The 24,947-nt window shown below is 53.7% G+C and carries 27 protein-coding genes and 1 pseudogene; 19 read left to right on the plus strand and 9 right to left on the minus strand.

Annotation, left to right across the window (positions count from 1 at the left end; translation table 11 throughout):
• From PSSD_RS27365 to pqqF, 5 genes and pseudogenes are all read left to right on the plus strand, one after another.
• Positions 1-138 (plus strand): annotated as a pseudogene (locus PSSD_RS27365) (pyrroloquinoline quinone biosynthesis protein PqqB); the annotation flags it as partial.
• Positions 132-887, plus strand: a complete 756-nt coding sequence (pqqC, locus tag PSSD_RS06080; RefSeq protein ID WP_039335724.1) for a pyrroloquinoline-quinone synthase PqqC — start codon at positions 132-134, stop codon at positions 885-887. The pseudogene PSSD_RS27365 and the gene pqqC, both read left to right, overlap by 7 nt.
• Before the next feature lie 4 nt (positions 888-891).
• Positions 892-1,170 (plus strand): pyrroloquinoline quinone biosynthesis peptide chaperone PqqD, encoded by a 279-nt coding sequence (gene pqqD, locus PSSD_RS06085; protein ID WP_039335705.1) that lies wholly within the window; start codon positions 892-894, stop codon positions 1,168-1,170.
• Positions 1,157-2,296, plus strand: coding sequence for a pyrroloquinoline quinone biosynthesis protein PqqE (gene pqqE, locus PSSD_RS06090; RefSeq protein ID WP_058969949.1), 1,140 nt, complete (start codon positions 1,157-1,159; stop codon positions 2,294-2,296). Before pqqD ends, pqqE begins: the two co-directional genes overlap by 14 nt.
• A complete protein-coding gene (gene pqqF, locus PSSD_RS06095) occupies positions 2,296-4,614 on the plus strand; it encodes a pyrroloquinoline quinone biosynthesis protein PqqF (protein ID WP_058969950.1) in 2,319 nt (772 codons plus the stop codon). Before pqqE ends, pqqF begins: the two co-directional genes overlap by 1 nt.
• On the opposite strand, the gene PSSD_RS06100 is transcribed toward pqqF, so the two are convergent.
• The gene (locus tag PSSD_RS06100) at positions 4,605-4,904 is read right to left on the minus strand and encodes a helix-turn-helix domain-containing protein (protein ID WP_058969951.1); all 300 of its coding nucleotides are present in this window, start codon (positions 4,902-4,904) and stop codon (positions 4,605-4,607) included. The two genes, pqqF and PSSD_RS06100, sit on opposite strands and share 10 nt — an antisense overlap.
• 1 nt (position 4,905) lies before the next feature.
• Positions 4,906-5,256 (minus strand): type II toxin-antitoxin system RelE/ParE family toxin, encoded by a 351-nt coding sequence (locus tag PSSD_RS06105; protein ID WP_058969952.1) that lies wholly within the window; start codon positions 5,254-5,256, stop codon positions 4,906-4,908.
• 220 nt (positions 5,257-5,476) lie between these two features.
• Between PSSD_RS06105 and PSSD_RS06110 the strand changes: the two genes are divergently transcribed.
• Complete coding sequence (locus PSSD_RS06110; protein WP_058969953.1) at positions 5,477-6,061, plus strand: YceI family protein; 585 nt, start codon at positions 5,477-5,479, stop codon at positions 6,059-6,061.
• A 283-nt stretch (positions 6,062-6,344) separates the two neighbouring features.
• Here PSSD_RS06110 and dld read toward each other — a convergent pair whose 3' ends face one another.
• A complete protein-coding gene (gene dld, locus PSSD_RS06115; protein ID WP_058969954.1) occupies positions 6,345-8,039 on the minus strand; it encodes a D-lactate dehydrogenase in 1,695 nt (564 codons plus the stop codon).
• A 434-nt stretch (positions 8,040-8,473) separates the two neighbouring features.
• On the opposite strand from dld, the gene PSSD_RS06120 reads away from it, so the two are divergent.
• From PSSD_RS06120 to PSSD_RS06150, 7 genes are all read left to right on the plus strand, one after another.
• Positions 8,474-9,454 (plus strand): 6-phosphofructokinase, encoded by a 981-nt coding sequence (locus PSSD_RS06120; protein WP_058969955.1) that lies wholly within the window; start codon positions 8,474-8,476, stop codon positions 9,452-9,454.
• 11 nt (positions 9,455-9,465) lie between these two features.
• Positions 9,466-9,780, plus strand: coding sequence for a PTS sugar transporter subunit IIB (locus PSSD_RS06125; RefSeq protein WP_039329129.1), 315 nt, complete (start codon positions 9,466-9,468; stop codon positions 9,778-9,780).
• Entirely contained in the window at positions 9,773-11,140 is a 1,368-nt protein-coding gene (locus PSSD_RS06130) for a PTS sugar transporter subunit IIC (protein WP_058969956.1), read from the plus strand. The genes PSSD_RS06125 and PSSD_RS06130 overlap by 8 nt, the downstream gene beginning before the upstream one ends.
• Positions 11,127-11,969 (plus strand): class II fructose-bisphosphate aldolase, encoded by an 843-nt coding sequence (locus PSSD_RS06135; protein ID WP_039329126.1) that lies wholly within the window; start codon positions 11,127-11,129, stop codon positions 11,967-11,969. The genes PSSD_RS06130 and PSSD_RS06135 overlap by 14 nt, the downstream gene beginning before the upstream one ends.
• A 63-nt stretch (positions 11,970-12,032) precedes the next feature.
• Positions 12,033-12,302 (plus strand): hypothetical protein, encoded by a 270-nt coding sequence (locus PSSD_RS06140; RefSeq protein ID WP_058969957.1) that lies wholly within the window; start codon positions 12,033-12,035, stop codon positions 12,300-12,302.
• 9 nt (positions 12,303-12,311) lie between these two features.
• Positions 12,312-12,749 (plus strand): PTS sugar transporter subunit IIA, encoded by a 438-nt coding sequence (locus tag PSSD_RS06145; RefSeq protein ID WP_058969958.1) that lies wholly within the window; start codon positions 12,312-12,314, stop codon positions 12,747-12,749.
• Complete coding sequence (locus PSSD_RS06150) at positions 12,746-13,330, plus strand: P-loop nucleotide/nucleoside kinase family protein (RefSeq protein ID WP_039329122.1); 585 nt, start codon at positions 12,746-12,748, stop codon at positions 13,328-13,330. The genes PSSD_RS06145 and PSSD_RS06150 overlap by 4 nt, the downstream gene beginning before the upstream one ends.
• On the opposite strand, the gene PSSD_RS06155 is transcribed toward PSSD_RS06150, so the two are convergent.
• The gene (locus PSSD_RS06155; protein ID WP_058969959.1) at positions 13,303-14,160 is read right to left on the minus strand and encodes an NAD(P)-dependent oxidoreductase; all 858 of its coding nucleotides are present in this window, start codon (positions 14,158-14,160) and stop codon (positions 13,303-13,305) included. The two genes, PSSD_RS06150 and PSSD_RS06155, sit on opposite strands and share 28 nt — an antisense overlap.
• Before the next feature lie 155 nt (positions 14,161-14,315).
• Here PSSD_RS06155 and PSSD_RS06160 point away from each other — a divergent pair, with 155 nt between their 5' ends.
• The 6 genes from PSSD_RS06160 to PSSD_RS06185 all read left to right on the plus strand — a co-directional run bounded on the left by PSSD_RS06160 (position 14,316) and on the right by PSSD_RS06185 (position 19,807).
• Positions 14,316-15,110, plus strand: a complete 795-nt coding sequence (locus PSSD_RS06160; RefSeq protein ID WP_058969960.1) for an SDR family NAD(P)-dependent oxidoreductase — start codon at positions 14,316-14,318, stop codon at positions 15,108-15,110.
• A 227-nt stretch (positions 15,111-15,337) separates the two neighbouring features.
• Positions 15,338-15,688, plus strand: coding sequence for a hypothetical protein (locus PSSD_RS06165; protein WP_058969961.1), 351 nt, complete (start codon positions 15,338-15,340; stop codon positions 15,686-15,688).
• 48 nt (positions 15,689-15,736) lie between these two features.
• A complete protein-coding gene (locus PSSD_RS06170; protein ID WP_082672283.1) occupies positions 15,737-17,809 on the plus strand; it encodes a protein-disulfide reductase DsbD family protein in 2,073 nt (690 codons plus the stop codon).
• A complete protein-coding gene (locus PSSD_RS06175; protein ID WP_058969962.1) occupies positions 17,733-18,458 on the plus strand; it encodes a DsbA family protein in 726 nt (241 codons plus the stop codon). Before PSSD_RS06170 ends, PSSD_RS06175 begins: the two co-directional genes overlap by 77 nt.
• On the plus strand, positions 18,455-18,958 hold the full coding sequence (locus tag PSSD_RS06180) for a protein disulfide oxidoreductase (protein WP_058969963.1): 504 nt from the start codon (positions 18,455-18,457) through the stop codon (positions 18,956-18,958). Before PSSD_RS06175 ends, PSSD_RS06180 begins: the two co-directional genes overlap by 4 nt.
• A gap of 213 nt (positions 18,959-19,171) precedes the next feature.
• The gene (locus PSSD_RS06185; protein ID WP_058969964.1) at positions 19,172-19,807 is read left to right on the plus strand and encodes an RpiB/LacA/LacB family sugar-phosphate isomerase; all 636 of its coding nucleotides are present in this window, start codon (positions 19,172-19,174) and stop codon (positions 19,805-19,807) included.
• 59 nt (positions 19,808-19,866) lie between these two features.
• Here PSSD_RS06185 and PSSD_RS06190 read toward each other — a convergent pair whose 3' ends face one another.
• From PSSD_RS06190 to PSSD_RS06210, 5 genes are all read right to left on the minus strand, one after another.
• Complete coding sequence (locus PSSD_RS06190) at positions 19,867-20,604, minus strand: ABC transporter ATP-binding protein (RefSeq protein WP_058969999.1); 738 nt, start codon at positions 20,602-20,604, stop codon at positions 19,867-19,869.
• 18 nt (positions 20,605-20,622) lie between these two features.
• A complete protein-coding gene (locus tag PSSD_RS06195) occupies positions 20,623-21,489 on the minus strand; it encodes an ABC transporter ATP-binding protein (RefSeq protein WP_058970000.1) in 867 nt (288 codons plus the stop codon).
• Complete coding sequence (locus PSSD_RS06200; protein ID WP_439654585.1) at positions 21,461-22,288, minus strand: ABC transporter permease; 828 nt, start codon at positions 22,286-22,288, stop codon at positions 21,461-21,463. The genes PSSD_RS06195 and PSSD_RS06200 overlap by 29 nt, the downstream gene beginning before the upstream one ends.
• Positions 22,289-22,362: 74 nt before the next feature.
• Positions 22,363-23,388, minus strand: a complete 1,026-nt coding sequence (locus PSSD_RS06205) for an ABC transporter permease (RefSeq protein WP_058969966.1) — start codon at positions 23,386-23,388, stop codon at positions 22,363-22,365.
• Positions 23,385-24,947 carry an ABC transporter substrate-binding protein gene (locus tag PSSD_RS06210; protein WP_235589186.1) on the minus strand — a complete coding sequence of 521 codons (1,563 nt, stop codon included), beginning with the start codon at positions 24,945-24,947 and terminating at the stop codon, positions 23,385-23,387. Before PSSD_RS06210 ends, PSSD_RS06205 begins: the two co-directional genes overlap by 4 nt.

A 24,947-nucleotide genomic window follows, 5' to 3' on the forward strand; every position in this document is an offset into this window, starting at 1 on the left:
CGTAAAATTCTGATTCACATAAATAACACCAATCCGATTCTCAACGAGCAGTCGCCGCAGCGTCAGTATCTGATACAGCAGGGCATTGAAGTGAGTTGGGACGGCATGGCGATTCATCTGCAGGAGAGCGCATCGTGATTACCGAAGCCTTATCGCCGCAAGCGTTTGAACAGGCACTGCGTGCCAAAGGCGCGTTTTATCATATTCATCATCCGTATCACATCGCGATGCACAATGGTGAAGCGACACGCGAACAGATTCAGGGGTGGGTAGCCAACCGCTTTTACTACCAGACCAACATCCCACTGAAGGATGCAGCCATCATGGCGAATTGCCCGGATCCGGCTACGCGTCGTAAATGGGTTCAGCGCATTCTGGACCATGACGGCAGCAACGGTCATGAAGGTGGTATTGAAGCCTGGCTACAATTAGGTGAAGCCGTCGGACTGGATCGTGAGGTGCTGCTGTCTGAAAAGCTGGTGCTGCCAGGGGTACGCTTTGCGGTGGATGCCTACGTCAATTTTGCGCGTCGTGCTAACTGGCAAGAAGCGGCATGCAGTTCGTTAACCGAACTCTTTGCGCCGCAAATTCACCAGTCACGTCTCGACAGCTGGCCGCAACACTATCCGTGGATCAAGGAAGAGGGCTACTTCTACTTCCGCAGCCGTCTGAGCCAGGCGAATCGTGATGTGGAACATGGCCTGGCGCTGGCGCTGGAGGTGTTTACCACGGCAGAGCAGCAGAATCGTATGCTGGAGATCCTGCAGTTCAAACTGGACATTCTCTGGACGCTGCTGGATGCCATGACCATGGCGTATTCATTACAGCGCCCGCCTTATCACACCGTCACCGATCAGGTGTCATGGCACAGTACAAGACTGGTATAACATCATGAAAGATAATCTGATCCCTGCTTTCCGCCGTGGTTATCGCATGCAGTGGGAACCTGCACAAGACAGCCATGTGGTGCTTTATCCGGAAGGGATGGCAAAGCTGAATGAAACTGCTGCCGCGATTCTGGAGCTGGTGACGGGCAAGCAAGATGTTGCGGCCATTATTCATACGCTCAATACGCGCTTTCCGGAAGCAGGCGGCGTGGACGATGATGTGAAAGAGTTCCTGCAATCCGCTGTTGAACAGAAATGGATCCAGTGTCGTGAACCTGAATAAAACTGTCACGCCGCCGCTTTGGCTGCTGGCTGAACTGACTTATCGCTGTCCACTGCAGTGCCCTTACTGCTCAAACCCGCTCGATTTTTCGCAGCAGGAGAAAGAGCTGACCACGGAACAGTGGATCGATGTTTTCCGCCAGGCGCGTGCCATGGGCAGTGTGCAGATGGGCTTTTCAGGTGGAGAGCCATTAACGCGTAAAGATCTTCCCGAGCTGATTCGTGCCGCACGGGATCTGGGCTTCTATACCAACCTGATCACCTCTGGCATTGGCCTGACGCCCAAAAAGCTCGATGCTTTTGCCGATGCGGGCCTCGATCATATCCAGATCAGCTTCCAGGCCAGCGATGAGGTGCTGAATGCGGCATTAGCCGGTTCGAAAAAAGCCTTTCAGCAGAAGCTGGAGATGGCAAAAGCGGTAAAAGCGCACGGTTATCCGATGGTGCTTAACTTCGTGCTGCATCGCCACAATATCGACCAGATCGATAAAATCATCGATCTCTGTATCGAACTGGAAGCCGACGACGTTGAGTTGGCCACCTGCCAGTTTTATGGCTGGGCGCACTTGAACCGCCAGGGCCTGTTGCCGACACGCGAACAAATCGCCAATGCTGAAGCCGTGGTGGCGCAATATCGTGAACGTATGAGTGAAAGCGGTAACCTCGCCAATCTACTCTTTGTTACGCCGGACTATTATGAAGAGCGTCCGAAACCTTGTATGGGCGGCTGGGGATCGATTTTCCTGAGTGTCACGCCAGAAGGCACCGCATTGCCGTGCCACAGCGCGCGTCAGTTGCCGGTCGAGTTCCCATCGGTGCTCAATCAAAGCCTGGAGGATATCTGGTACAACTCGTTTGGTTTTAACCGCTATCGGGGTTATGACTGGATGCCGGAGCCGTGCCGTTCGTGTGATGAGAAAGAGAAGGATTTCGGTGGCTGCCGCTGTCAGGCCTATATGTTGACGGGCAATGCTGACAATACCGATCCGGTATGTAGCAAGTCACCACATCACGGCAAAATCCTTGAAGCTCGGCGTGAAGCGACCTGTAGTGATATCAAAATTGCCCAACTACAGTTCCGTAATCGCAGCAACTCTGAGCTGATCTTTAAGCAGCGAGTCACCTGATGACCTCGCGCCACCTTGTGCTGGCGAATGGCCTGCGCTGTCACCTGTACCACCAGCCAGACGCGCGTGATGCCGCTGCCTTGGTGCGCGTGCAGGCCGGCAGTCTGGATGAACCCGAACGCTGGCCGGGATTGGCGCATTTACTGGAGCATATGCTGTTCTGCGGCAGTGAGCGCTTTGAAGACCGCGAGCGTTTAATGCCGTGGGTGCAGCAGCAAGGTGGACAGGTCAACGCTACGACACAACTCAGTAGTAGCGCCTTCTTTTTTCAACTTCCCGCGACGGCTCTGCCTGAAGGAGTTAAACGCTTAAGCGATATGCTTGCTGCACCGTTGCTCAGCCAGCAGGCGATTCAGCAGGAAGTAGCGGTGATTGAGGCGGAATATCAGCTGTTGCGTCATCATGTCGAGACCCTGAGTGAAGCGGCATTGGTGGATACGCTGGGCAGTGCTTTTCAACGCTTTCGTGTGGGGAGTCAGCAGTCTTTTGGTGACAATGTCACTTTATTGCAGGCTGCGCTTCGTGAGTTCCACCAACGTTTTTACGGTGCGAATAGCATGGATTTGTGGTTGCAGGGCCCGCAATCTCTGGACGAGCTGGCCGAGCTTGCGCATGCTTTTGCGACCTTTCCTGTACGCCAGTTTATACCGCATTGTGTGCTGCCACTCCCTGCGACGCATGACCTTCAGTTGCACCTAGCGGGTGATGAGAATTTCTGGCTCACGTTGATGTTACACGAGGATGGAGATTCATTGCGTGACAATGTCACTTTACTCAGTGTGTTTTGGCAAGATGAAGCCCCCGGAAGTTTGCTGGCGGCGCTGAGAGAAGTCGGCTTGTGCGATACGTTGCACGGGCAGTGGCTGTGGCAAGATGCGCAGCACGGTTGGCTGGCGTTGCGTTTTACGGCGGCACAGATCAGCGTCGAGCAAGCCCAGTGTATTGAACAGCTATTCTGGCAACATGTTGCGGCTATCGGTGCCTGCGGCACTGAACATCGGCAGCATTATGCGCAACTGGCGTTGCACGATTATGCCTGTCTGATGCCGTTGGAGCAGTTACGAGGACGCGCGCTGGGCTTTGCGCCCGCAGAGAGGGTGCCCGAAAGTTTCACGGCATTTGTCGCGGCGTTACCGCAAGCTGCCTGCACGCGCATGTTGACGCAGCAACACCTGCCCGATGCCCAACGTGTGGATACACAGGGTTTTACCTTGATGCAGAAGACCGAATTACCGCAAAGCGCGGTTTTTTATCCCACTGCAAATTTCCATTTTTATCCTGTTTCCCAATCGGCCATTCCCCCCGTTTTGCCTCCCGTTGCCATGGCGTTACCCCATTTTATGCCCCGGCAACACGTTGAAACTTTGCTACTGCGCCCGGCGTTTTATCACACGCAGAGAGATGAGGATGCACAGGCGCGCCAGGCCTTGCTGCGTCCGGTTCTGGCGGAGCTGCGCCATGCCGGAGGCAGTGGCAGTTGGCAACAGAAGCAGGGCGTCTGGCAGCTGGTGCTGAATCTTCCAACAAGCGATGCTGCAGCCTTACTGACCGTACATCATGCGCTGAAGGCATTGAGTGCTGAAGTGCAGCCGAAGGGCGTTCCAACACCGCAAACTATCGTGATTCGTCAGTTACTGGCGGCATTGCCGGCGCAGTTAATCTCTCCTGTTGCCGATAGTGACTGGCTGGCTGCCTGGAGCGGCAAACAGGAGGCATTGCAGCAGCGCGTTGCCCATCTGCTCAGCGACTTTTCACCAGGTTTGGCCAGGTATGCCCATCCGCCTCGTTTACAACGGGGGATCACGCCGGTTAACTGCCAGGGAAGCGACCAGGCGCTGCTGCTGTTTATTCCGTTACCGCAGTCAGATGACAGCAACTTAGCCGCATTACGTGCGTTGTCATTGCTGTTGGAGCCGAGATTCTTCCAGCGGCTGCGTGTCGATCAACAGATTGGCTATGTGGTTTCCGCTCGCTATCAGCGCGTCGCCGATGTGGATGGGCTGTTACTGGCGCTGCAATCGCCACAGCTCCCATGGCAGACGCTGCTGGGGCACTGTAAACGCTTTATGCGTGAGATGGTCGCAGAAGTTGATTTGGTTACGCCGCAAACGCTGGCGGCATGGCAGGCTACCTTGCTCGACCATTGTGATGCCAAAGACAACGCCGATGCAGCCGTGCAGGGGTTACGCCAACAGCAGGGGTTAGCCAATCTCAATCGCAACGCGGTGATGTCTCTGACGCTGTCTCACCTGCAGCAGCTCCATAAGCGAATGATGCGTGAACGTCGCCGCTGGCGAATCATTGTGAATCAAAGCTGAAAGGCGATGTGTTTACCGTTTGGTAATGTGACATCAATGCGTACTTCGCCACCGAGTGCCGCAACATAACGTTTTAATGTCGAAAGCCGCGGATCATTGTCGGGATTTTCCATTTTGGCTAACGTGGGCTGTGAGATTCCCATTGTGCGGGCCAACTCGGTTTGCGAAAAATTGAGTTCTTCACGTATCTGACTTAAGGCAATATCCTGGCGTAATTTCTCAATTTTAACAGCGATACGCTGTTGGCTGTCAGGTGATTGCTTCTCTAATAAAGCTTTGTAATTAGACATGTTATCCCTCCATTTGCATTAAATGCCTGCGGTATTCCGCTTCGGCCATGCGAATCATTGAACGGTAAAATTGTTTTTGATTAACACCCGTTTTATCTCCAGCACACAACACTATGGCGCGACGAACGGGATCAAAGGCGAAAAACGCCCTAACAGGATTTCCATGGTGCTGGATACGTAATTCTTTTAGATGAGTAAGCTTGCACCCTTTCAGCGTATCGACATAGGGGCGACCAGGTTGAGGTCCCATTTCTGCCAAAATACCCATCATGGCTAACACATCTTCACGCATATCTTCACTTTGTGCGAAAAACCACTCATCAAAAACTTCCGTTGTTAATATTTCCCATATATCGCTATCCTATAGCTTATTTGCTATTAGTTAATTTATAGCCTTTAGGCTATGATTGCAATGGAGTATGCGATAATCCTGCGTAACTTTCACTCATATAAACCATTACTCTTTGATATTTTTGAATATATTTGAAGGTGACGCGCAAATCTCTTCACTATTCGTCAGCCGGGTTATCCGCGACACTCAATAGATTATCCCGATCTAAAAGGAACCTTGAGTGAAAAACGTTACCCGTGTTGTGCTGCCATTGCTGGCGGCGGCTGCGCTTTATGCGCCTGTTTCTCAGGCTGCTGCGATGCATTACGACCTCGATCCTGCGCATACCTCGGTGATTGTCACCTGGACGCACTTTGGCTTCTCGCACCCCACTGCAGATATCCCCAACAGCAAAGGTTCGCTGGTGTTTGATAAGGAACATCCCGAGCAAGCACGTGTTGATGTGACCCTGCCAATTACCCAGATTGATAGCCACGTTCCGGCGTTGACCAAAGAGTTTCTCGGTGCTGAGTATTTTGATACTGCTAAATATCCGTCAGCGGTATTCCACAGTACTAAAGTGGTGGCTAAAGGGGATAACAAGTTTGATGTAGAAGGGAATCTGACCCTGAAAGGCATTACCAAACCGATCACACTGCACGCCACGCTGAATCAGCAAGGGATGCATCCGATGGTGAAGAAGCAGGCGATTGGTTTTGATGCCACTGGTGTGATCAAACGTTCGGATTTCAAGCTGGATAAGTATGTGCCAGCCGTCAGTGATGATGTGACGCTGACGATCTCTACCGAGGCGTATGCGAAATAAACAAGTGAGTTAGATAGCTGACGCAGGCTGGTGCCGCCCTGGGGCTGGCGGTCCTCACGCCGCTGAAGCGGTACCTTCACTTCACTCGTCTGCCTTACGGACCGGTGTCGTTGGAACATCCATGTTCCAGCGCCACCTTTCGCCCGCGTCCTGCGGGCTCTCCTGGCATACTCATTCTGTTCAGCGCTGCGGAATGCCAGCCCCAGGGCGGCACCAGCCTGCTCCTGAGCTTCAGTGCGTGTTGTTCATTTTGGCTCCAGCACTCACTTGCAATAGTGCATGATTATTCCCAATTCTTCTTCTTACTGGTCTTACCCACGCCGGGATTGCAACTGTTGGTGGGATCCAGCTGCTTCCAGTGCGCGACATGTTCGCAGGAAGCCTGATACAGATGCCCGACGTTATGCTCGGCAGGGTACTTAGCACCGCGCTGCGCCAAATAGACTTTCACCGCTTCCTTAAAGGCTTTTGCATCAACGCCTTCCTTCAACACGTAATCCTGATGGTTCACATAACAGAAGAAATGACCGCAGCAGGAGTCGACCTGCACCTGCGCCGCCAGATTCGCGGGCAGCGTTAAGCGCCATGCGTCATCATTGCGGCGGAGTGCCACATCAAAGGCCACCAGACGCTCATTCGGGTTATAACCCAGCGCATCACAGTACGAAATGGTGCAACCGCCCACGCCAAAACGCACTAAGAAGGCATCGGCCGCTTCGCGTGGATCGCAGTGGAAAAAGTCGCCCTTTTGCTCGGCAAAAAATTGCTGCAATAACCCCTGTAGCTCCGTGGTTTGCTGTGCATCCACTTTGATCATCAAATGGTGCTCATACTCATCGCGGTACTTCATGATTCGGGGGGCAACAAAACTAGGTGTCAGTTGGTTAAAACATTGCAATGCACGATCAACAAAATTGCGCGGTAAAAACGGCACATGACTAACGCGTACATCCCATTTCGCTTTGTTGGCCATCATTTTGGGGATCGCCTGCGGGCCGAGTTTACGAATCGCCAGATACATATGTTTTGCGTATCGCACGGTTAAATCGAAGGCGTTGCGATGAATGTATTCAGCCTGCAACGGTAATTCGCTCATCTCGGTAAGCAGGAAACGGCGCAGTGCGACCAGTTCACGCTCATCGTTGGTGCCAATGTAAAAGGTGTCACTGCCGGCACTGGCTTCAAACGTGGGTAAGCGCACGGCAAACACCACCACTTTTCCCGCGCTGCCTGAACTCTCATGCAGATAGCGCAGGTCGCCATTAAAGCGCGCGGGGGAGTCAGCGCTGAGGTCGCGCAAACGATCGGCATAGTCATCGGCCCAGATTTTGCCCTGCCAGTCTGGCTGTTCGCCTGTTTGATACTGCTGCTCGGTCAAATTTTTCAGCATCGCTTCCGGTGTGGCACCCAGATCGATTCCCAGATGATTGACCATCTCCAGGCGGCCATCGTCATGGATACGGGCAAACAGCGACTTTTCGGTAAACGCCGGGCCGCGACGAATCAAGGAGCCGCCGGAGTTATTACAAATACCACCAACAACAGAAGCACCAATGCAGCTCGAACCGATCACCGAGTGCGGTTCACGCCCTAGCGGTTGCAGCGTTTGTTCCAGTTCGGTCAGGCTAGTGCCAGGGAAGGCGATCACCTGGCGTGCCTGATCGATCACCTGCACACCTTTGAGCTGGCGCGTACTTACAATCACCACATCGCGATCGTAATCGTTGCCATCAGGGGTCGAACCCCCGGTGACGCCGGTGTTAGAGGCCTGCATCAAAATAATGGCGTTCTGAGCCACACAAATCTGCAGTGTTTGCCACAACTGCTGCAAGGTTTGCGGTAGCACAACGGCCAAGGCATCACCGCGACCAACACGAAATCCTTTGGTATACCAGGCTTTATCATCGGCGTGGGTCAATACCTGCTTGTCGCCCACTGCGTCAGCCAACTGACGCAACATCTCCTGCGGGGTGGTCATGTTTTCTCTTCTTCGTCATTTATCTGCCGCGTTATTGGACAACCTGATCAACATGGCGTCAATCATTCAGCGGCACTATTAAGGAAATAACGCACGGAATCATTATCCCTTTATCCTCCGCGGGAAAAAGCCTGTGTACCGATAAAAATGCGCGGGCAATCACAATTTAGATCGAAAGAAATTAAGGCTGCACTCCGATTAAAAACGCTTACTGTTTTACTGCGTGAAATTAATATAACTCGATGATTATAAAGTTAATTTCACTCCTGTGGTAAAAATAGCTATGTGATTTAAGTCACAAAAAAGAGTGTTTAACCATGCTGTCAATCTTGCTGGGGATTAAATTCATGGCGAAAGTGTGATCTTCGTTGCAAATAGAAAATTCGTTCACCGGAAGAATAAATGTCAGACGCGCAGCTTAGGGAGTGATGACAATGAGAATTGGCATGGTGATCAGCGGTGGCGATGTAACTGGGATAAATAACTTTGTGTTTCAAATGTCACGTATGACACAAGCAGACATGGTGTTATTTAATGGTGGTATTCCCGGCTTGCTGGAAAATCGGCATCAGGAAATATCTCAGCGCGATCTGGTGGATTATGCCATCACATCTATTCCCGTGATGCAATCAGGAAGAACCACGCGAAAATTAATCAGGCCAGAATACGAATTGATTGCCAAACATCTTAAATCGCTGCGCATTGATGTATTAATTATGGCCGGTGGTGATGGGTCATTACAATTTTTGCACACGTTAAGCGAATTCGGCGTGAATTGTTTCGGCGTGGGCATGACGATTGATAACGACGTGTTTGGCAGTGATTACACCATCGGTTTTTCTACGGCCTGTGAGCAAGTCCTAAAAGAAGTGTCAAAGCTGAGAAATACCGGACGTGCCTTAACAGGGCGTGTATTTATGGTTGAATTACTGGGCGGCTACTGCGGAGAGTTAACACTGCAATCAGCGATTAAGTCTAACGCTGATTTCGCGCTAATCCCGGAATGCCAGATTCCGCCGCAAGAGCTGGCAGAGCGTATCACTCAACGCCTGTCGACGCAGAATAGCGTGGTGATCCTCTGCTCTGAAGGTTACACCCGTGAATATTCACCCGGTTTTCAGGGGGCAATCGATACACTGATTAAACAAATTGAACCGTTAATAGGGGTGCGAATTCGTAAAACTATTATCGGTTATGGCTTACGTAGTGGTGATCCCACCTGTGAAGAAATTTATCAGGGCACCATTATGGCCAGTGAAGTCGCGCGTTGTATTCAATCGGGGATGCGCAATAAGGCGGTCATTATTAATGGCAGTAATAGACCGATACCGATAGATCTCATAAGCATGAAAAAACGCCTGGTGGATACCGAAGGGCACCATTATAAACTTGCTAAACAACTGCATATTCTGTGAGGAAATAAGCCATGCTGAAAATACTATGTGTGTGTGGATGTGGTCTGGGTTCAAGTTTCGCAATTGAAATGAGCGCCAAATCCGTATTAAAGAAACTCGAAATTGAAGCTGATATCGATCACACCACGATTTCGGAAGCCAATGCTTTCAAGTCCGACATGATTTTAACGCAGAAAGCCTTTGCGGATGTCCTGAACGCGGATGCCACCCCAGAACAAATTAAGCGGGTGATTATTCTGAACAGGCTGACCGACAAAGCGGAAATTGAAGAGAAAATCGTGGCATTTATGAAAGAACGTAACTTAAAGGTTGCTAACCATGAATAGTGTGATCAACTTCCTGGTAAAAGACTTATTAGGGCAGGCGTCAATTCTGATCGCCTTTATTGCCCTGATTGGTCTGCTACTGCAGAAAAAATCCGCAGGAAAGGTGATGGAAGGCACCTTTAAAACCCTGCTGGGCTTCTTAATTATGATGGCGGGTATCAATATTATTGTCGGTACTCTGACCTTCCTGAATACCATATTCACACATGGTTTTGGCATGAAGGGCTACATCACCGATGTGGCTGCCATTGCCGGGTTAGCGAGCCGCGAGCTGGGTTCAGAAGTGGCGCTGACGCTGTTGGTGATCTTTATCGTCAACATCATCATCGCGCGTCTGACACCGTTCAAATACATCTTCCTGACCGGACAGGCGCTGTTGTGGATGGCGACTATCGGTGCGGTGATTGGCTATAAAGCGGGGCTGACAGGTTTACCTCTGATCCTTACCGGCGGCATCTTTGGTGGCGTCATGGCGGTGGTTATGCCGGCTCTGGCACAACCCGTGGTGCGTCGCATTACGGATTCGGATGACGTTGCGCTCGGCCACTTCTGCACCATTGGTTATTTGCTGACGGCGGCTGTCGCCAAAGTCGTGGGTAAGGGGTCACGCTCGACCGAAGATCTTAAGCTGCCAGACAACTTCAAATTCCTGCAGGACACCTATCTGTCGATGGCGGTGGTGATGGTGCCGATGTACCTGATCCCTGCGCTCGCGGCGGGCCCGGAATTTATCGGTCAGTACAGCAACGGCATGAACTATCTGATGTATGCCTTTATGCAATCGATTCAGTTTGTCGCTGGTGTGTTCGTGCTGTATAGCGGCGTGCGCTTGCTGCTGAATGAGTTGGTACCTGCATTCCGTGGTATCGCGATGCGACTGGTGCCAGACGCAAAACCCGCACTCGACTGCCCAGTGATGTTCCCTTATGCCCCTAATGCGGTGATCGTCGGCTTCCTGGCCACGACGCTGGGTTCGGTAGTCGGCATGCTGGTGTTTCCGATGTTTGGCCTGGCGATGATCCTGCCAGGACTGCTGACCAACTTCTTTGCCGGTGGGACAGCAGGGGTGTTTGGTAATGCGCTGGGCGGACGCCGCGGTGCGATGATCGGGGGCTTTGTCCATGGCCTGTTCATCACCTTCTTGCCTGCCATTCTGGTGCCGATGCTCGAAAGCTACGGATTTACCGGCGTGACCTTCAGTGATTCCGACGTCATCAGTACTGGCTTGGTCTTGGGCCACGCGTTCCAGGGCAACTGGATCTTCGTCGCCCTGTTTATTCTCTTTATTACGCTTATCGCCTGGTTTGTTAACGGAAAATCCACTAAATCCCATGAGGAAAAACTCCATGAAACTTTATAACTTTACCGATCTGTTACAGGTGGCTAAACAACGTGAATTTAAAGCGCTCGGCTCCTTTAATTTACACTGTCTGGAAATGTTACCGGCTTTCTTTACTGCGGCAGAAAAAACCAATAGTCCATTGATGATTCAGATTTCCACCGGTACGGCGAAATATTTAGGACATAAATTAATTGTCGATGCGATTCGGTCATTATCAGAAAGTCGTAATGTACCGGCCTGTTTGCATCTTGATCACTGTTCAGATTTAAATGCGATCCAAACGGCGATTGATGCCGGTTTCAGCTCAGTTATGTATGACGGCTCGCATTTACCGATTGAAGAAAATATTGCCAACACACGTCGCGTTATTGATATGGCGCGCCCCGTTCATGTCTCGGTTGAAGCGGAACTGGGGGCGATTGGCGGATCTGAAGACGGAAAAGAAGTGGAGATGAATGCGGCGTCATTTACCACCGTGGATGATGCCAAACGCTTTGTTGATGAAACCGGTGTGGATATGCTGGCCATCTCAATCGGGACCGTACACGGTTTGTATACCGGCAAAGCGCACATCCAGCATCAACGTCTGGCTGACATTACCGATGCCACCAAAACCCCTCTGGTGCTGCATGGTGGTACCGGCGTCAGTGATGAAGACATGCGTCTGGCCGTACGCAGTGGGATCGAGAAAGTGAACGTGGGCACAGAAATGAATGTGCAATGGGTGGCAAACTGCAAGCAGACGTTTGAAAAAGGCAAAGTGAATGACAGCGTGCGTAATTTCCTTGTGCCCGCTAACGATGCCGTCACCAATGTGCTGGTAGAGAAAATTTCACTGTTCCGCTAATCACGACTCTCTCATGACGTAATAACCTGAGGTGCCCTGGCGCCATTCGGGGCAGGAGACGCTATGTTTGGATTCTTGAAAAAAGGTTCTGATAATAAGAGCCAGGATTCACAGGAAATAGATCTTCAGGCAGAAACGATCAGTGGTAAAATAAGCGAGCTGGAGCAACAGCTCGCTATTAACCCGCAGGCGGTCGATACGCAAAAACAATTAATGCTGGAATACAATCGCGCATTAAGCATCTTTGCAAAAAGCCGCCGTTTTCGTCAGGAAATTGATCCGCTGTTCATCAAAATTGATGAGCTGCGCAATACCATCCGCAAATCGATTTAAGGAGGCAGTATGAGTATTAAGCGACTGCTGCAAGAAGCGAATGCGATTCAGGTAGGGATCACCGCCACGGACTGGCGTGAAGTTATCGCCCTGGCAGCACAACCGTTGGTCAACGGTGGGTACGTGAAGGATTCTTACCCAGAGGCGGTGATCGCCAATACCCTGACTCACGGAGCTTATTACGTGTTTGAGGAGGGGATTGCCATTCCGCACGCGCGCCCGGAAACCGGGGTACTGAAAGATTGTTTCAGCATGATCGTGCTGGATGAACCGATCTCCTTTGAGGGCAGCGACAAAGCCGACATCGTGATCATGTTTGGTGCGCGCGACAGCAACGCTCACATTGAAGAGGGTATTCGCGCCATTGTGTCACTGTTAGAGGATGAAGAAACGCTGGTGCGTCTGCGCAAGGCCAGCAGCGTCGCGGAGGTGATAGAAATCCTATGACTTCCCCCACTGAAGAGAAATGCGTGGTGCTGGTCAACGGTATTCCGGCATCCGGCAAAAGCACCCTGACACGTGCGCTGGCAGAGCAGTTTGGCTTCCCGGTGCTGACGCTGGATAGCCTGAAAGAACCGTTTATGGCCAGTTTTGCGCCGGTTGATCGTTTGCGTAATCGCCAGTTGGGCTGTGCGGCCTATCAGGCGATATGGAAAGTGGTTGGGCAGGCACCGACGCGTTGTGTCTACCTGATCGATGCCTGGTTTGGCTTCCAGCCTAAAGAGGTGTTGCAGCAGGGATTGCAGCAGGCGGGCGTCACGCGCGTGCTGGAAATGTGGCTGGCCATCACGCCGGATGAAGCGGTGGCGCGCTACCAGTCAAGGCTGGCGCAGCGCATGCCGGGCCATCCGGGGGCTGAGTACCTGCCCGAGTTGCGGAAGCTGGCGGAAACCGCACAGCCGATGGCGCTCGGGCCAGTACTGCAGCTTGATGCCAGCGATCCGGATATCGCTGCCGCGTGTGCCTGGCTGCAACGACAGTTGCGTTTACCGGTCAGTGCTCAGCCCGCGCTGTCGGCGTCAGGGTGAAAGAACGCCGCCAGCAGAGCGCTGAACTGTTGATCGTGCTGACGATCTTCAGCCAGCTGGCGGCAAATTTCCCCCAGTGCCTGATACAAGCGATCGGTGGCGAGTTCGCCCTGATTGAGCGTCGCAATCTCATCCATCTCCGCCGCCCAACGCCAGGCTTTTGGCAACATATCTGGGGTAGATTTGGCCATCCTCTGCAACAACGCCTGTTGGCTATCCTGCATCTCTTCACGCAACGCATCGGCAGCGCCCACTCTGCTGGCATTAATCAGCATCGCCGAGGTAAGTAACGTGATGCCTTTATTGATCCCGGCGTAGGCCATTTTTAGCGCTGATGCCGCGCCGTTTTCGGCACTCATCACCCGAACACGCAATCCGACTTCGCTTAAAAGCGTCAGTTTTGCCGCATGGGGGCCAGCAAACCAGAAACGCGGTCCCTGTGGATTTTGTGCGCCCGGCGGTAAACCTATGATGGCGGCATCGGCAAAGGGGGTGCCGGTGCTCTCGATGATGTGCGCAACCTGCTTAAGCGTTTCCGGGCTGATGGCGTTGCAATCCACATACAGCGGTTTGCGCACGGCGGATTGCAGTAACGGCGCCATCTGCTGCGCCCAACTGAGCGCGGATTCAGGGGGCAGAATCGACAGGATGATATCGGCTTCACATAACGCTTCGATACTGACGTCAACGATGTGCGCATCATGCGCGCGCTGCTGTGAAATGGCAGAGCGTTGGCTCAGTGGGGTAATCACGCGCGCACCGTGCTGCGCCAGCACGCCGCCCACGGCGGCTCCCATGGCACCCGGTGCGGCAATCGCGATGGTTATCATAATGGCATCTCCTGAGTTAAGACTTTAAGTGTGGCCTCATATGGCGAGGTCGCCTGCAATATATTGGTTACAAAGCATGTTTCGACAATGTGATGTCGCCAGCTTCAACCAGACTTGCAGAAGTCGACACATTCAACTTGATAAGGGAGAGCGTTATGAAAATCGATTTGCACGGCAAAACGGCCTTGGTTACCGCATCCACCGGCGGCATTGGTTTTGCGATTGCGCAAGGGCTGGCAGAGAGTGGCGCAGAGGTGGTGCTGAATGGTCGCAGCGAAGCGTCGGTGAGCCGCGCGCGTGAGAAGCTAAATGGATCAGTGGTGGGCGCCAAAATCCATACGTTTATTGCCGATCTCGGCAGTGCGCAGGGGGTGAAGCAGTTACTTCATGGCTTGCCGCCGATCGATATTCTGGTCAATAACGCGGGCATTTACGGTCCGCAAGATTTCTACGCCACTGATGATGAAACCTGGGAAGCCTACTGGCAAACCAACGTGATGTCGGGTGTGCGTTTGTCACGTGCGCTGTTACCCGACATGGTGAAGCGTGGCTGGGGTCGCGTGGTGTTTATCTCTTCGGAATCAGCGCGCAATATTCCTGCTGATATGGTGCATTACGGGGTGACCAAAACGGCGCAGTTGTCGCTGGCACGCGGCTTGGCCAAAGTTGCGGCGGGCAGCGGCGTGACGGTGAACAGCGTGTTGCCCGGTCCGACCCTTTCAGATGGCTTTGCCACGATGATGGAAGAGGAGGTGAAGCGCACCGGTAAGTCCTTAGAGGTGCTGGCAAAAGAGTTTGTGATGGCGCAGCGACCCAGTTCGGTGATCCAGCGTGCCGCCACGGTGGAAGAGGTGGCGAATATGGTGGTGTATGTCTGCTCTCAACAAGCCTCTGCCACTTCTGGCGCGGCACTGCGCGTCGATGGTGGTGTGGTGGATGACATTGTTTAGACACCAATAAGCCGAAGATTACCGTAGCGGCCATTTTGCACATCAAGGTTTTGTAGGGTGCGGCCTTTAGGCCGCACGTTGTCGCAATCGGGCGCACCAAGGCATGCCCCTACGACAAAGGTAACAAAAGCACCCGCATTGAAATTAAGACAAAAGTTTACACAGCAACGCTTGGTGTTTCTGCTCCCTATGCATAAAATGCCCGCACTTTTCTCTGGGGCGATGGCATGACCAAATCGGTACAACGCGCAAAATGGATTCTGGCACTGCTTTGTCTGGTGCTGGCGTTTTGTCTCGCCCAGCGAAGCTTCAATTTGCCCTCCGCCCCTCAGACCGCGATCAGTGCCTTATCCATCAATCATGTTGAGGATGTGGGTGGCGACAAACTCTGTTCGATCAGTGCTAAATCACTCCACGCCGCGACACCCATGTTGGACAGCACCATGCCGTTCCTGCTGATGGTGATGGCCTTACTCGTCACGCTGTTCCCGTCCCAAACGGCGACAGGCTATCAGCGTGAAACCCACTTCCCCCCCATTCAACGACGGCATCTCACCTTCTGCGTCTTCCGGGAATAACGCTACGCGTTCGATCGCGTAACCCTGTTATTGACTGGAGAAACATTGATGAAGATTTTTATCAGGAGTTTGATACTCCTGCTGATGTGCTGCGCAAGCCTGGTGCAAGCCGCCGATACGGGTTGGCTGCGTAATGCGCAAAATAGCCACGCTGAAGTGCGACTGCGCAGCGCCGATTTGGGCGACAAACAACAAATATTACTGGATATTCGCCTGCAACCGGGTTGGAAAACCTATTGGCGCACGCCTGGCGAAGGCGGCGTAGCCCCGGAGATTCGCTGGCAAATGCCCGACGTTAACGCGCAGTGGCACTGGCCAACGCCGGCACGTTTTGACGTAAGTGGTCTCACCACGCAAGGCTACAAAGGCGATATTACGCTCCCCATTGAGGTGAGCCACGTGTCAGGTGAGAAACTGGCAGGCACGCTCACGCTCTCCACTTGTAGCGATGTCTGTATTCTGACCGATTTCCCGTTCAGCCTTGATCTTAAGCAACCGGCTGATGGGGATTTTGCGCGTGATTACGCTCAGGCGATGGGGCAGATCCCCGCGGAAAGCGGCCTGACCGATCAACTGGATGCCAGCTATATGAATGGCGAGTTGCAGATCCGTGCACAGCGTCACGAGGGCTGGACGCAACCGGCGCTGTTCTTCGACTACCCGCAAGGCAGCATGTTGGCTGCACCGAAAATCAGTGTTCAGGGCGACACGCTGATTGCACGTGTTGCGGTCACGGATGAGTGGGGGGAAACGGCCCCCGATCTGCGGGGTAAAACCCTTTCATTAGTGCTGGCGGATGGCGGGATTGCCCAGCAGAGTGCATTAACCATTGGATCACAACCGCTGGCGACGGAGACCGGATTGCAAACGCTGTTGTCAGTGCTGTTACTGGCGTTGTTAGGTGGTTTGATCCTCAATCTGATGCCCTGTGTACTGCCGGTACTGGCGATAAAACTCAGTAGCCTGGTCCAGCAGCAGGGGCAAACACGCCGTCAGACGCGACAGCAGTTTCTCGCCTCAAGCGCTGGCATCCTGTTTTCATTCCTGCTGTTAGCCGCATTAATGACCGGCTTGCGGTTGAGCGGCCAGGCGCTGGGTTGGGGCATCCAGTTCCAGAGCAGCGGTTTCCTGCTGGCGATGGTTTTGGTGATGTTCCTGTTCACTGCCAGCCTGTTTGATCTGCTGCATTTTCGCTTACCGTCAAACCTCAACACCCGGCTGGCCACGCAGGGCGGTGAGGGGCTGCTTGGACACTTTGGACAGGGTGCATTTGCCACTTTGCTGGCAACGCCTTGCAGTGCGCCTTTCCTCGGCACCGCCGTAGCCTATGCCTTGACCGCACCGCTGCCTCAACTGTGGCTGTTATTTGCCGCATTGGGTGTGGGTATGAGCCTGCCTTGGCTGCTGGTGGCGGCATTGCCGGGACTGGCGCGATGCCTGCCTCGCCCTGGGCGCTGGATGGTGCACCTGCGTACTCTTCTCGGTCTGTTTATGCTGCTCGCAACGTTCTGGCTGGTCACCCTATTGATCCCTCACTGGGGAGAGACGTTCGCGCTGGTGCTGGGCGGAGTGCTGCTGTTCGCACTTTGCGCTTGGTTGGTTCGGCGTCGCGCGCTGCAACAAGCGGGAGTGGTGTTTATCACACTGACGCTTGCAGGCGCGATCTTTCTGATGACGCGCATCGCACCTGAAGAGGAAACGCTCTACTGGCAGCCGCTCACCGAAGCCGCGATCAATCAGGCGCTGGAGCAGGATAAGCGGGTATTTGTGGATGTGACCGCCGACTGGTGTATCACCTGCAAAGTGAATAAATCCCGCGTCTTAAATCAACCTGACGTGCGCGCCGCGCTGAAGGCCGATGATGTGGTGCTGCTACGTGGAGACTGGACGCAGCCCGATCCGGCCATCGGCGAGTTCCTGCGCCGCCGCGATCGTGTCGCTATTCCCTTTAACCAAATATATGGCCCGGCACTGCCGAATGGCCAAATTTTGTCACCGTTGCTGAGTCGTGAAGCGGTGATCTCAACACTCTCTGAGGCAAAAAATGATCAACAAATCCCTGTTACTGCCATTGATGTTCCTTACTCTTCCCGCACTGGCGGCGGCTCCTTTTACCCCTGAGCAGGAGGCGCGCATCAAAGAACTGATCCGTGAAACCCTGGTGCAGAACCCGGCGATTCTGGCAGAGGCGGCCGATGCGTTCGATAAAGAGGCCTCACGCCAGCAGCAGAACGTTGTCGCGCAGATGGTGGTGAAGAACCACGATGCCTTATTTAATGATGCCGGTTCACCGCGTATTGGGGCGGAAAAACCGGCGCTGACGCTGGTGTATTTCACCGACTACAACTGTGTGTTCTGCAAAAAGTTCGATGCGGATATCGAGAAGCTGCTGAAAAGCTATCCACAAGTGGCGGTAGTATTGAAACCGCTCCCTTATCGCGCTGAGACATCATTGACCTCGGCCCGTCTGGCCCTGACCGTGTGGGAGCAGCAGCCGAAAAACTTCCTCAAACTGCATGAACGTTTGATGGCGAAAAAAGGCAACCATGACGAAGCGAGCATTGCAGCGGCGCTGGATAAAACCGGCATTAAGCTTAAGGAACCCAGCAAAGCCAGTCTGGACACCATCAACCTGAACCTGACATTGGCCCAGCAACTGGGTGTACAGGGCACGCCTGCCACGCTGGTGGGTAATGAGCTAATCAGCGGTGCGGTGCCTTACGCGCAGCTGGAAGCGGCAGTGAAGGGCGCATTGCAGGCGAAACCATGAGGCGACTCAAACGCTGGCTGAGGGAAGCGCTCTGGCTGATGTTGATTGCCGGTGCAGTGATTTGGGGCATGGATTGGTTGCGCGCTCCTCAACTGCCCGCCGATTTGGCCCACCAGCCACTGACTGCACTACAGGGTGAGGTCGATTTGGTCGCACTGAGTCAGGAGCGCCCGGTGCTGGTGTATGTCTGGGCGACCTGGTGTGGCGTGTGCAAACTCACTACGCCCACGGTGGCCGCGATGAGCCAGCAAGGCACGCAGGTAGTGAGTGTGGCGTTGCGTTCCGGGGATGACCAGCGCGTTGCCACCTGGCTGGAGAAGAGGGGAGTTCAAGGCATCGCGGTAAACGATGAAAATGGCGCGATCAGCCAACGCTGGGATATCAATGTCACGCCAACCTTCATTGTGCTTCAGCAGGGGAAAGTGGTGAGCACCACCACCGGCTGGAGCAGCGGCTGGGGGCTGAAACTCCGTCTGTGGTGGGCGGGACAATTCAGCTAACTCTCTGATTTAAAAACCGGTCGCTATGAATGGCGACCCTACAAAATTTTCGGGTTCTGTAGGGCGCGCATGAATGCGCGCCAGGTTTCACTTCGCTCAGATAACATTATTAAAATGTGATGCCTCTCACACCACAAACGGCATTTCAGGGCTGCATTTCTGTGCGCTTTGATTAAAATGAAACGGTGTTTCAATTTAATATGAGGATGGATCATGAAAATCGCTTTGATGATGGAAAATAGCCAGGCCGCCAAGAACGCAACCGTATGGAATGAACTGCAAACTGTCGCGCAACCGCTCGGCCATCAGGTGTTTAACGTCGGCATGAGCGACGAGCAAGATCATCATCTGACATACATTCACCTCGGTATCATGGCTGGACTGTTGCTGAACAGCAAAGCCGTGGACTTTGTGGTGGCCGGTTGCGGCACGGGTCAGGGAGCTCTGGTGTCGCTCAACCTGCACCCTGGTGTGGTCTGTGGCTACTGTATCGATCCCGCTGATGCCTATTTGTTTGCCCAGATTAACAACGGCAATGCGCTTTCTCTTCCGTTTGCCAAAGGCTTTGGCTGGGGAGCGGAGTTGAATCTGCGCTTTATCTTTGAGAAAGCCTTTACCGGTGAAAAAGGTCAGGGTTATCCGCCGGAGCGCAAAGAGCCACAGGTGCGCAATGCGGGCATTCTTAATCAAGTCAAAGCCACGCTGTTGAAAGAGGACTACCTGGATTCACTGCGCGCGCTGGACCCTGAACTGGTGAAAGCGGCTGTAACCGGCTCACGTTTCCAGCAGTGCCTGTTCGAACACGGCCAGAATCAAGACATCATTCGCTTCGTGCGGGAACTGCTGTAACCACATCATATCAATTGCTGTCGCGGCGCGAATAATGACACCGCGACAGCATTTCACTTCTATGTCCGACTGGATTCCACCAGCATCTGGGTGTATCCGACCTGAGCGCGATTTCCCACCAGCGCATCGACACCCAACGTTTCCAGTACCTTGCCATGCTGCATGACGGCAACGCGATGGCACAGATGTGCCACGACACCGAGATCGTGCGTGACCATCAAATAGGTGAGATTCTCCTCTTGTTGCAGATCACTCAACAAATTAAGAATTTCAGCCTGTACAGAGACGTCAAGTGCAGAGGTGGGTTCATCCAGCAACAGTACGCGCGGTTCGAGGATCAGTGCTCGGGCAATCGCCACACGTTGACGCTGCCCGCCAGAGAGTTGATGCGGGTAGCGGGTTTGCCACGCACGGTTGAGTCCCACCTTTTCCAGCATGGCAATTACTCGCTGTGAGCGTTGGCCGAGACCATGAATATGTAGCGGTTCTTCAAGAATATCGCCGATAGAGTGGCGTGGATGCAGTGATCCATAAGGGTCCTGAAACACCATCTGCACCTGGCGGCAGCGATCGCGTGCTATGCGATGCGCCAGAGGGTGTCCAGCAATAGCCAATTCGCCGTCCCAGTGAGTGAACAGCCCGGAGAGGCACTTTAATACGGTGGTTTTACCCGATCCCGATTCACCAACCAGACCAAAAACCTCCCCCTCGCGCACTGACAAGTTCACATCGAACAGCACTTGATTACGCTGCTCATCTTCGCCAAAGCTGAGGTTGAGTTGACGCACGCTAATCATCTCGTTCATGTACGCTCCTTAGGGTTGTAGCCAGCTGGACTGACGTTGCAGCACCGGTAAACGCGAGCGGCGTGCATCCATATCTGGCAACGCTGCCAGCAATCCTTGGGTATAAGGATGTTGGGCGTGATCGAGTTGGTTGGCCGGCAAAGATTCAACGACGCGACCTGCATACATGACCAATACCCGATCGCAAAATCGCCTGACCAGATTCAGATCGTGGCTAATAAAAATCAGACCCAGCCCACGTTGTTGCACCAGCTCATCCAGCAGCGTTAACATCTGAAGGCGGACCGACACATCCAGGGCGGAAGTGGGTTCATCGGCGATCAATAGTTCAGGATCGGTAATTAACATCATGGCGATCATTACGCGCTGACCTTGCCCGCCTGAAATCTCGTGCGGGTAACATTGATAAACCCTTTCCCGTTCACGGATGCGCACCACTTCCAGCATCTCCATAGCTCGCTGACGTGCAATGTCGCGCTGGCCGGGATGATGGCTCCGCCAGGCTTCAGCGATTTGTTCTCCTACCCGCACTACCGGATTCAACGAATATTTCGGGTCCTGCATGATCATTGAAATACGCTTGCCGCGCACGGCACGCATCTGCGCAGGCGAAGCACGCAACAGATCAACATCGGCAAACTGCATGCGTTGTGCGGTAATGCGCGCACTCCGCGGATGCAGTTGCAGCAGTGCACGGCCCACCGTGGATTTCCCTGAGCCTGATTCACCAACAATCGCCAACTTCTCTTTGCCTAACTGAAAGGAGATACCGCGAACAGCCGGGGTAATTTGCCGCCCGTTGACGAAGCTCACCTGCAAGTCCTGTACATCAAGTAAAGGTGCAGCGTTATTCGCTGCGAGGATCGAGGATGTCACGTAAGCCATCTCCTAAAAAGTTGAACGCCAGACTGTTCACCAAAATTGCCAAACCGGGCACCGTGACGACCCACCAGCACTCCAGCATGTAAGTGCGACCGCTGGCGATCATCGCTCCCCATTCCGGATCGGGCGGTTGTGCCCCCAAACCCAGGAAACCCAATCCCGCTGCGGTCAGAATGATGCCCGCCATATTCATGGTGATACGGATAATCACTGAGGGCAGACATAGCGGTACAATGTGTTTCCATAAAATACGCAGTGAGGACGCGCCCTGTAGCCGCACGGCAGAAACAAAGTCGGCCTGGCGCAGTGATAGTGCTTCCGCGCGCGCAAGCCGTGCTATTGGCGGCCAGGCAGTGAGCGTAATGGCAATGACCACATGCTCAAGGCCAGGACCGAGTGCTGCAACAAACGCCAGCGCCAGCACCAGGCTCGGGAATGAGATAAAGATATCGGTGACGCGCATCAATACGCTGTCTACTTTGCCGCCGAAATACCCTGCGGTTACCCCCAGCAGCAGCCCCAGTGGACCTACGGTGATCGACACCAGTAGCACGATGTATAAGGTGATGCGTGCCCCCCACACCAGGCGGCTAAAGATATCGCGCCCGAATTCATCGGTGCCAAACCAGTGCTGCGCATTGGGCGGAGTGAGCGCATTATTCAGATCCTGGATCAGTGGATGATAAGGGGCTATCCAGGGGGCAAGTATGGCCACAATCAGCAGTAGTAAGATAATGCCGCCACCGATGGCAATCAGCGGATTACAGGCCATTTGCCAGAGGAAATGGCCCATGCGCGAAAGGGTACGGCGACAACGTGCCAACTGTTCACGTGTCGCAGGGGTATGAAACAGATCGAGAGAGACGGTCATACTTTGGTCCTCGGGTCGAATACCTGATAGAGCAGGTCAGAAAGAAGATTCAGCAACACGAAGATCAAGCCGACCACCAACACGCATCCCATTACGGCATTCATATCGCCCAGCATCAGACTGCCGGTGAGATAAGAGCCAAAACCGGGCCACGAGAAAACGGTTTCAATCAGCACTGCGCCCTCCAGCAAAGCGCCATAAGCCAGTGCGACCACGGTGAGAAGCTGTACCAGAATATTGCGGAAGGCGTGTTGCCAGATCACTTGCCACTCGGTGAGTCCTTTCACTCGCGCGGTTAAAATGAACTCTTGTGACAGTTGCGCCAGCATAAAGCTGCGCGTCATACGGCTGATGTAGGCCAGCGAATGGAAGCCCAGTAACGAAGCGGGCAGAATCAGGTGATTCAGTGCACTCTTGAACACCGTGATATTGCCGGCCAGCAGTGCATCCACCAGCAGTAAGCCCGTGCGTCGTGGCACAATACCATCAAGGCTGAAATCGACCCGACCCGCACCGCCTACCCAACCGAGATGTGCATAGAACAGCAGCAAACCGATCATCCCCACCCAAAAAATAGGCGTTGAGTAACCTGCCAGGCTGATGATACGCACCAGATAATCCACCAGGCTGTTTCGACGTGCAGCGGCCCACACGCCCAGCGGTACGCCGAGTCCGGTGCCGAGCACTATCGCCAGCGTGGCGAGTTCGACGGTAGCCGGAAAGACACGCAGGATATCGTTCACCACCGGCTGGCCTGTTAACAGTGCCATACCGAGATTGCCGTGCAGCAGGCCTTGTAGATAGATCCAAAACTGCACCCACAGTGGCTTATCGAAGCCCAGTTGATGATAAACCTGCTGATAAGTGGCGTGATCGGCATCCGGCCCGACAATTGCCAGTACGGGGTCGAGCGGCATGACGCGGCCAATAAAGAAAGTCAGCAGCAGTAAACCAAACAGCGTGACGGACACTTGCAATACGCGGCTACGCAAGCGCCGCCAGTGGCGCGGGGTTAATGTCATTGAGTGACTCCTGCCAGGCTCGCTGGCGTTTTCCACACATCGCGCAGGAAGGTGGTGGCAGAAGGGTGCGGCACATAATTTTGCACCCGATGATTCACCACCACCGAATCGGTCATTTGTGAAATCGGCATAAGCGCTGGAATTAACTGGTCATAGCGGCGTTGAATGGCGAAGTAATCCTGTTGCTGTTTTTCCGTGTCCCTTTCCAGCAGTGCCTGGTCGATCATCTGATTGAGTTGCGCATCGTAAAAGCCGGTACGCCAGCCCTGGAAATTTGTGAGGCGCGCACTGTCAGCGTTATTGGGGTTGTACACCAGTGCGCGCAGGCTGGAGTGGGGATGCGGCTCAACACCACTTCCGCCGCGTCCCACCAGCAAATTGAACTGGCGTTCTCGCATGGCACCGTAAATCTGATTGCCGGTTCCGGTGATGATTTTGGCGCGAATGCCTGCCTGCATCAGCGTGGATTGAATGGCGATAGCGATATTCAGGAAGGGCTGATCCGCCAGTACACGCAGCGTCGTGTCAAAGCCGTTGGGATAGCCGGCCGCTACGAGCAATGCTTTGGCGCGCGGTACATCGAGGTGATAACCAGGATCGGGCAGCGTTTCTGGCATTCCAGACTGGATTGGACGCTGATGCAGGGTGCCATAACCAGCCATCAGGGATGCGTTAATGCCTTGATAATCCACCAGATAGCGCACCGCTTCCCGCACTTGCGGATTGGCGAAGTGGCTATCCTTCATGCTCATCGCCAGATAATAGATTGTGCCTTTTTGCACTGCATCTATGGTGAGGTCCGGGTCATGGCGTAGCGCTTGTACATCGGGTATCGCCATATTACTGGCGATATCAATATCCCCTTTCTGCATCATCAAACGCAGGGTTTGTGATTCCTGCAAATGGCGGAATACCACGCGCGTGAGCCTGGGCGTTCCGCGCCAGTAGTCCTCTTCCCGGCTTATGCGCAGCACATCTTTAGCCTGCCACACATCCAGGCGGAACGGACCCGAGCCGGCTTCATGCGTGGTCAGCCAGCGGTTTCCCCAGTCATTATTTTGCGCATGAGCCTGCACGGTTTTGCTGTCCAGAACCACCATGCTACCAAGAGCAGCAAGGGAGTAGAGCACCAGTTGCGGATCGTTAGGCTTAGGCAGTTGGATCACTACAGTGTGCGCATCAGGTGCACTGATCATCTGATCCACATTGTCTTTGCTGAAGCCGTAAGATTTCCACACCGAAGCCTGTGCCAGATTGAGATGCAGCACGCGGCGCATTGACCAAACGGCATCTTTGCTGGTGAGCGCATTGCCAGAGTGGAAACGCACACCGTCACGCAGATGAAAAGTGAGCTGACGATTATCGGCACTGATCTCCCAGCGCTCTGCCAGCGCGGGGCGCACCTGAGTGAGTTGTCGAGGATCTAACTCCACCAATCCATCATAGAGATTGACCACAATGCCCACTACTTCATTACCCGTCATGGCGGCCGGATCGAGGGTAAGTAGATTGTTCATGTTCATGCCCACAATCAGCTGGTCGTCTGGCGTGGCGGCCAT

The organism is Type-D symbiont of Plautia stali (assembly GCF_001485335.1).
In the GTDB taxonomy this organism is placed as follows: Bacteria; Pseudomonadota; Gammaproteobacteria; order Enterobacterales; family Enterobacteriaceae; genus Pantoea; species Pantoea vagans_C.